The organism is Pirellulales bacterium (genome assembly GCA_036267355.1).
In the GTDB taxonomy this organism is placed as follows: domain Bacteria; phylum Planctomycetota; class Planctomycetia; order Pirellulales; family DATAWG01; genus DATAWG01.
The window spans coordinates 1-7972 of sequence record DATAWG010000014.1; the positions used below are offsets into that span (position 1 = coordinate 1).

The window sequence follows — 7972 nt, forward strand, 5'->3', positions numbered from 1 at the left end:
ATCGAATACCCCTGGCTGATAACGATTAGTATCAGCGCGAACACGACGCTGACGATGTGCCCAAAACTTCGCTGCCCCCGGAAAATCTGGTTCACGATATGCGGATAGGGGATCCGTGAGACCATCAGCGCCCCCGCCGCCAACGCGAACAAACAGACCCAAATCTCCATGATCGAATCGACTTGCTGAAGGTTCGGCAGGGTGCTGGTGTCGCGGCGGAGCGTATAAAATAGGATTGCAAAACCGGCGACCGAGCCGGCCGCCGCCGGGCTGGGCAGACCGCTGAAATTCAGATGGTCGTCGTCGGTCGGTGTTTCGACGTTGAACCGCGCCAGCCGCAAGGCCGCACACACCGGCAGCGCCGCCGCGATCACCCACATCGCCTCGGGATGATAATACGCCAAATACGGACACATCTTCACAAGCAAAAATCCCGGCGCAACGCCGAACGTCACTACATCGCAAAGGCTATCCAATTCCGCGCCAAAATCGCTCGACGTTCGGGCCAGCCGCGCGACGTGGCCATCCAGCGCGTCGAAGATCATGCCCAGAAAAATCAGCCAGCCGCTGAGCATGATATTGTGCGTCGGATCGTTCGAATCGAATGCCACGACGACACCGGCCGGGCTCGGCGGAATACGATCCGTCAGCGGCCGCTCGACCCGCGAGGCCACGACGATGCTAAAAAAACCGCAGACGAGATTGCCCAGCGTGAAGAGCGTGGGCAGAACGGCGATGGTGCGGATTTTTCGCACGGGGACTGTCCCCTTTTTTGGAGTCTTCGGAAAAAAAGGGGACTGTCCCCTTCGGCGCACCTTGGATTTCCCCGCTGGCGCTTCGGGCTAGCTTGGATTTCCTCGCTGACGCTTCGGGCTCGTGTGGCGTACTTTTTCGGCCCTAAGTATATCGGCAGATCGCGTCGCGGCCACCGCGGATTCGCTGGCCGACGCGCACTGCCACCTCCAGCCCCGCGGCAGGCAAAATCAATTCGGTTCGCGAGCCGAGTTTGATCATGCCGAACTTTTCGCCGCGCTCGACGGTTTGCCCCGGCCGCAGATCGCAGACGATTCGCCGCGCCACTTGCCCCGCGATCTGCCGTACCGCCATCCGACGATATGGGGCCACCGGTTCCTCAAGGCCGATCCACATGCATTCATTGTGAATCGAGCACGCCGGATCGAGTGCGCTGATGAACCGCCCCGGCGAATACCGGAGCCGAATTATCCGCGCCGCGCACGGCGCGCGATTGATATGCACGTTGAAAAGCGACAGAAAAATTGCGATCCGCACCGCCGGGCCGCCGACATATTCGTCGTGCTCCAAATGGCTGACCTCGACCACCTTGCCGTCGGCCGGGGCCACGAGCAGGCCCCGTTCTTGCGGAATCCGCCGCGGCGGATCGCGGAAGAAATAGACGATCAGGCAGAACACGATCCCGGTGATCGGGGCCAAATACCAGAACGTGAAGGCCAGCGCGATCGTCGCCCCCAGCAGCGGCCAGCCCATCAATTGCAACTCGGCCAGTCCCCAGCGGGCAAACGGAATTCGCTCGCGCCACCGAAATGGATCGTCGGCAGCGTCCCAATGACAATCCGTCTGATTACAGAAAAATTTCAGATCGCGCGGGTCGAGAATTTCATGCGGACAGCCGGCCGGATCGCCGCGGCGCAACTGCCGCATCTGCTCGACATATCCCGGTCGAAACCGCTTGAGATACCAGCGCCGCCACTTGCCCCACGCCAACTCGATGGAATTGCAAACGCCGCCCCCCGGTTGCGTGCTCGTGATTTCGCGCGGCAACGGCTCAGGCAGGCTCGGGCCGCGCACGGTCGCACCGGCGGCAGGCAGTGATTCGGATAAACTCATCGGGCGCTTGTTTCGAACAGTCGAATGGGAAGTCAACGGGCGAATGGCACGAACCTCCGCGCCATAATCGTAGTGCCGCCACTGCTTTCGGGGAAGCACGCGTCCAGTTCGCAAACCGGTACGCGCTGTGGGTGTCATGCCCGTGGCCTTCGTAGCCACGATGGCAACCACGCATGCCCACGCAAAGCCGCAGGCATGGCACGCCCGTGATCGGAATTCATCGGGGATTATTAGGGCCCGCTCGGCGCGTCGGGCGGTTTCACCGGGGGTGACGGTGCAGGGGCCGAAACGACCGGTTCGACCACGCGTGGCATTCCCGTTTCGTCCGGGGCGAGCGCCGGCAGGCCGTAGGTCTCTTCCGCTTCGAATTCCTCGACGGCCACTTCGTCCAACTCCGTGCCGTCGACGCGTTGGCGAAGCAAGAAATAAATCCGCGTGGCGGCGGTCCAAAAATAACTATATACGTAGGCCAAGGCCAGCAGGACGATGCAACCGTCCCAAAACGCGAGCAGCCGAGCGGTTCCACCCAACAGTCCACCCGCCGCCGCCGGATCGGCGAATGCGGCCGAAAGTTCGCTCATGCGGCTGAACCCCGCCCCCCAACTCACCGCCCAAACCGAAAGCACATGAGTCCAATCGGCCAGGAGCCAGGCAATCAGCGTCGCGAGCACGCCGAGAAACCCCGCCACGATGACGAAAAACAAATAGAACAGCGGCCGCTGAAAGGTGTACGAATACGATCGGCTCAGGCCGTCGAACGAATCCGTTCCTTCCGTGCTGATTGTCGGCCAGATCAGTGCCCAGCCGAAGAGCAGCCCCAACAATAGCACCGCGACCCCGAAACACACGACGAGTAAAATCGGCCAAAGCAGGGCGACCACGAACGCCGTCGGATCCCATCGCAACAGCAGGCCGCCGATCCAGCCGAGCACCAGCAACCCAAGCACCGCCGAAAACGGCACCAACGGCGCGAAGAAATAGGCCGGCCATTTCCGAACGCCGAATTTCAGACCCCCGACCAAGCCCAAGCGATCGTCGCGGGCCATCGCCAGCGCGGCAATGCGCGTGATCGCCCCGCCGATCAGACTCCAAATCGCGAGTTCCCAAAGCCCGCACAACAGCGAATAGACGATCGGCGTCGCGCCGGCCGTGGGGCCGAACGATGCACGGAGGCCGTTGTTCCCTTGCCCGTCCCAGAATATTCGAGTGAAGGGCCGGCTAAGCCATTTGGCCGAGCGGATCAGCGGATTGTAGAGCGGCGCATGTAGCGGATTGAATCGCTCGAGCGACAGCGAAGCGGCGCCGTAATCCTGCTCGGGCGACTCCCACGGCCATGCATAGTCTTCCACCCGCCAGCCCGTTTCGTCCAGTTGCTGCGAACTGGAAAACGCCCAGCCGATGCCGCGCCAGCCGACGGCCGTCAACGCCAAGCCCAAGGCGGCCAGCAGCACCAAACGCGGCGCCGCGGCAAGCCGAACCGCGCGAACCAAGCTCAACCACGGAAAAACATCATGCCAGGCAATTTGCCTTACGGTGCCGCCGCGGTCTTCGGGCATACGCTCATCCACCAGGAGTTGCGACCAGGTAAAAGCCGGTGGCAATTATACGTACAGGCGATTGTCGGCGAAAGCAGCGAGGCGCGGGAAACCGGCGACGCGCGAAACCGCAAACGCGGGGCGCCGCGGGGCCGCAAATCGAAGACGAAGCGATTATTCGTCCGGCTGCTCGGAAGACGCCGCGGCGTCGGGCGATTCGTCTTCCTCGCCCTCCGAAGGGGCATTGGGCACGGCGTACTGCTCCCCAAGCCAGCGATGCAAATCGACCTGCCGGCAGCGCGGGCTGCAAAATGGCATCACGGCCGTCTTCTGCATTTCAGCCGTAATCGTGCGACCGCAGATCGGGCACTTGGGAGGAGGCATGTGTGCGTTGGCGCTAGGCCGCCATTATTTCTTCTTGCCCGATCGTGACGAACTCTTGCCGGCGGACGACTTCGATTCCGATCTCGCGGAGGCGGCGCCATCCGCCCTCGCAGCCGACTTTTCGCCGCTCGATTTGTCGCCACTACTCTTGTCGCCGCTGCTCTTGTCGCCGCTGCTCTTGTCGCCAGAACTTTCGCTTGGCGGCTTATCGGCAGCGGCCCGCTCCTTGTATTTATCGCTGCGGTAGTCGGTTTGATAAAAGCCGGAGCCCTTGAACATGATCGCGGCCCCCGCCCCGATCAATCGCCGCAGTTTCCGTTTGCTGCACTCGGGACATTTCCGCTTCACCGGATCGTTGATCGATTGGAACAGTTCGAACTTGTGTCCGCAGGCATCGCAAACGTAGTCGTAGGTAGGCATCGGAAAAAACAGGGGTCAGAGGATGTGGAAACGGGTCTCCAATAGTGTCACGGACTCTCAGTGCTGCAATTTCTTGTAGCGGAAGCGGTGCGGCTGATCGGCCTCCATGCCCAACCGTTGGCGGCGCTGCTCTTCGTAGACTTGAAAATTCCCTTCGCAGACATGCACGTAGCCATCTCCCTCAAACGCGATCACGTGCGTGGCCACGCGGTCCAAAAACCAGCGATCGTGGCTGATCACCACCGCGCAGCCGGCGAAATTGAGAATCGCTTCCTCCAATGCCCGCAACGTATCGACGTCCAAATCGTTCGTCGGTTCGTCCAATAGCAAGAGATTGCAACCGCGGCGGAGCAGTTTGGCCAGCTGCACGCGGTTCCGTTCGCCGCCGGAGAGGACGCCGACCTTTTTCTGCTGATCTTGGCCCGTGAAATTGAACCGCGCGACATAGGCCCGCGAGTTCACCGTGCGGCCGCCCATGTCGAGCGTGTCGTGGCCGCCGGAGATTTCTTCGTATGCCGTTTTATCCGGGTCCAGGGCGTCGCGCGATTGATCGACGTAGCCCATTTCCACCGTGGGCCCGACACGCATTTCGCCGGCGTCGGGCTGTTCTTGCCCGATGATCAAGCGAAACAGCGTCGTCTTGCCGGCGCCATTCGGCCCGATCACGCCGACGATTCCGCCGGCTGGCAGACGGAAGCTGAAATCCTCGAACAGCACCTTGTCGCCATAGGCCTTGGAAACCTTGTCGGCTTCGACCACCAATTCGCCCAAGTGCTTGCCCGGCGGAATCTGAATTTCGAATTCATCCTCGCGGTCGGCGAATTTTTCGGCCGACATCTGTTCGTAGGCCCGGATTCTGGCCTTGTTCTTGGCCTGCCGCGCTTTGGGGGCCATCCGAATCCATTCGAGTTCGCGGGCCAGCGTTTTCTGGCGGGCCGATGCGGCTTTTTCTTCCTGCACCAGCCGGGCCCGTTTCTGCTCGAGCCACGAACTGTAGTTGCCTTCCCAGGGAATGCCTCGGCCGCGATCGAGTTCCAGGATCCAGCCGGCCGCGTTGTCGAGAAAATAGCGATCGTGGGTTACGGCGACCACCGTGCCCGCGTAGTCGGAAAGATGCCGTTCGAGCCACGCCACGGCCTCGGCGTCGAGATGGTTCGTGGGCTCGTCGAGAAGCAGCAAGTCGGGCCGTTCCAGCAGAATCTTGCACAGCGCGACGCGCCGCCGCTCGCCGCCCGAGAGCTTCGTGACATCGGCATCGCCAGGGGGCAGGTTCATCGCTTCCATGGCGATTTCGATCTGCCGGTCGAGCTCCCAAGCGCCCATCGCTTCGATCTGGTCTTGCACCCGGGCCTGCTCGGCAAGGAGCTTGTCCATTTCGTCGGGCTCGAGCGGTTCGCCGAGCCGCTCGTTGATTTTGTCGAAGCGCTGCAAGATGGCCCGAGTGCGGACGACCGCTGCTTCGACGTTTTCGAGCACATTCTTGTCGGGATTCAGCCGCGGTTCTTGGGGTAAATAACCGGCCGTAAAACCGCCGGCGAGCTTGGCTTCGCCTTCGAAATCCTTATCTTGTCCCGCCATGATCCGCAGCAGCGTGCTCTTGCCGGAGCCGTTGCGCCCCAGGACGCCGATCTTGGCTCCCGGATAAAACGCCAGCCAGATATTCTTGAGCACCTCGCGCTGACCATGTTTCTTGACAAGGTCTTCGATCTGATAGATGTATTGCTGACCCATGCGATAAAATTCTTATATGTCGAGATTTATAAATCAATTCAAAGAGCAGAATCTCAAATTCTACCGGCAGCCCATGCCGCGGGAAGGGCGCCAGCTTGCTGCGACCGCAGGAGAAGCCTTCGCCGCCCCCCGCGACCCGGCGTGATTCCTCTTCCTCGGCGCACCGCTCGCCATGCCCAGCCGATTGCGTGGCCGACCGGTCTTTAGTAGGTTGGACGCCACCTACCCACTGCATCCGATTTACCTAACCCGCCGAGGATTTCATGGCCAAATACGCATTTCCCGATGTGCTCGTCAGCACCGCCTGGGTCGACGAACACCGCCACGATCCGGGCGTGCGCCTCGTCGAGGCCGACGAAGACGTTCTACTCTATTCGCAGGGGCATATTGCCGGCGCCGTGCGGCTGGATTGGCATGTCGATTTGCAAAACCAAGTGGTCCGCGATTTTTTGGATAAATCGCATTTCGAGAAGCTGATGCAGGCCAAGGGCATCGCCCACGACACGTCGGTCGTGTTTTACGGCGATAAGAACAACTGGTGGGCCTGCTACGCCTTTTGGGTGTTTAAGCTCTTCGGCCATGAAAATTGCTTCATCATGGACGGCGGCCGAAAACGCTGGGAACTCGACGGCCGGCCGCTGGTGCGCGATCCCGAGCCAACTTATTCGGCAACCGAATACCACGCCAAAGAGCCAGATCTTTCGATCCGCGCGTTTCGCGACGAAGTGCTGAAGCATCAGCGGTCTGCCAAGCCGCTTGTGGATGTCCGCTCGCCGGGCGAATACACGGGCCAACTGCTCCATATGCCCGATTATCCGCAAGAGGGCGCCCTCCGCGGTGGCCATATTCCAGGAGCGGTCAATATTCCCTGGGCCAAGGCGGCCAATGAAGACGGCACGTTCCGCTCGGCCAAGGAACTCGAAAACCTCTATCTCAAAGAGCACGGCCTGAAACGCCGCAGCCGCGTCGTGGCCTACTGCCGGATCGGCGAGCGCTCGAGCCACACCTGGTTCGTGCTGCGCTATTTACTTGGGTTCCCGCAGGTGAAGAATTACGATGGCTCGTGGACCGAATGGGGCAACTCGGTCGGAGTGCCGATCGAACGCGGCGCCGGCCCGGAGGCAACCCTAGCAAACGCCGAGGCAGCAAACCCCGAGGCAGCAAACCCCGAGACCGCAAACCCCGAGACCGCAACGCACGAACCGGCAGCGCAACCTCACACCGAGCCGAAGCCGATGGCGGAAACCGCCGCCGTCTCGAATCCTGCCTGAACAACATTCAAGAAATGCGCTCGCGCCGCTTCATTCTCGCTAACGCTTCGGGCTAGTATCCGTACACCAGCCCGAAGCGTCGGCGAGGAGGGCGCACGACTCGGCTCCTTTTGTTTTCAGCCGCCGTCACACAGTAACCATCGTGCTGATAAATGTCTTCCACCGCAAACAAGTTGGAATCGATCATCGAGCAGTTTGCCGAACTGGAGCCGCGCGAACGGCTCGAGCACGGGGTCTGGCTCATTTTTCGGCATGTTTCGGTGCGATTTGCCGTTGTGCGACGTGCCGAAAAATGTGCCTGACCCCTTCGCACTACCAGCAGCCCCGCCGTCGATAGATGTCATCCACTGCGAACAAATTGGAATCGATCATCGAGCAGTTTGCCGAACTGGAGCCGCGCGAACGGCTCGAGTTGCTGTTGGAATTCGCCGAAGGCTTGCCGCCGCTGCCGGCCCGATTGCAGGCCGAGGCCGAACGGGCCGAGCATCGGGTTCACGAATGCCAAACGGCCGTGTTCCTGTGGGTCGAGGTGATCGACGGCCGCGTGCAGATTCAGGCCGAAGTAGCCCCCGAAGCCCCGACGGTGAAAGGCTTCGTCGGCATTCTGGCCGACGCGTTTAGCGGCGCCACGCCGGAGGAAGTGTTGACCGCCCCGGCCGATCTGTTGCAGCGGCTGGGCTTGGTCGAATCCCTCGGCATGGTCCGCATGCGCGGCCTGCAAGCCATCTTCACCCGCATCCGAAGGGAAGTCGTGATCGCGGCGGC

9 protein-coding genes are annotated in these 7972 nt (G+C 61.3%); 3 read left to right on the forward strand and 6 right to left on the reverse strand.

The genetic code is table 11. The features are described 5' to 3' along the window. The 6 genes from pssA to ettA all read right to left on the reverse strand — a co-directional run. A partial coding sequence (gene pssA / locus VHX65_02735; protein HEX3997446.1) for a CDP-diacylglycerol--serine O-phosphatidyltransferase occupies window positions 1–755 on the reverse strand: 755 nt, incomplete at its 3' end. A 142-nt stretch (window positions 756–897) separates the two neighbouring features. Continuing rightward, window positions 898–1866 carry a phosphatidylserine decarboxylase gene (locus VHX65_02740; protein HEX3997447.1) on the reverse strand — a complete coding sequence of 323 codons (969 nt, stop codon included), beginning with the start codon at window positions 1864–1866 and terminating at the stop codon, window positions 898–900. Between the two features lie 230 nt (window positions 1867–2096). Further along, entirely contained in the window at window positions 2097–3422 is a 1326-nt protein-coding gene (locus tag VHX65_02745; GenBank protein ID HEX3997448.1) for a hypothetical protein, read from the reverse strand. Window positions 3423–3575: 153 nt separating this feature from the next. Further along, window positions 3576–3785: a DNA gyrase inhibitor YacG gene (gene yacG / locus VHX65_02750; protein HEX3997449.1), complete on the reverse strand. Its 210-nt coding sequence runs from the start codon at window positions 3783–3785 to the stop codon at window positions 3576–3578. A gap of 24 nt (window positions 3786–3809) precedes the next feature. Further along, window positions 3810–4205 carry a zinc ribbon domain-containing protein gene (locus VHX65_02755; GenBank protein HEX3997450.1) on the reverse strand — a complete coding sequence of 132 codons (396 nt, stop codon included), beginning with the start codon at window positions 4203–4205 and terminating at the stop codon, window positions 3810–3812. A gap of 57 nt (window positions 4206–4262) precedes the next feature. Next, a complete protein-coding gene (gene ettA / locus VHX65_02760; GenBank protein HEX3997451.1) occupies window positions 4263–5936 on the reverse strand; it encodes an energy-dependent translational throttle protein EttA in 1674 nt (557 codons plus the stop codon). Window positions 5937–6199: 263 nt separating this feature from the next. Here ettA and VHX65_02765 point away from each other — a divergent pair, with 263 nt between their 5' ends. The 3 genes from VHX65_02765 to VHX65_02775 form a co-directional block, all read left to right on the forward strand. Continuing rightward, window positions 6200–7207 (forward strand): sulfurtransferase, encoded by a 1008-nt coding sequence (locus tag VHX65_02765; GenBank protein HEX3997452.1) that lies wholly within the window; start codon window positions 6200–6202, stop codon window positions 7205–7207. A gap of 152 nt (window positions 7208–7359) precedes the next feature. Beyond that, window positions 7360–7509, forward strand: a complete 150-nt coding sequence (locus tag VHX65_02770; GenBank protein ID HEX3997453.1) for a hypothetical protein — start codon at window positions 7360–7362, stop codon at window positions 7507–7509. Window positions 7510–7544: 35 nt separating this feature from the next. Then, window positions 7545–7972, forward strand: a 428-nt coding sequence (locus tag VHX65_02775; GenBank protein ID HEX3997454.1) for a SufE family protein, incomplete at its 3' end; no start/stop codon positions are given.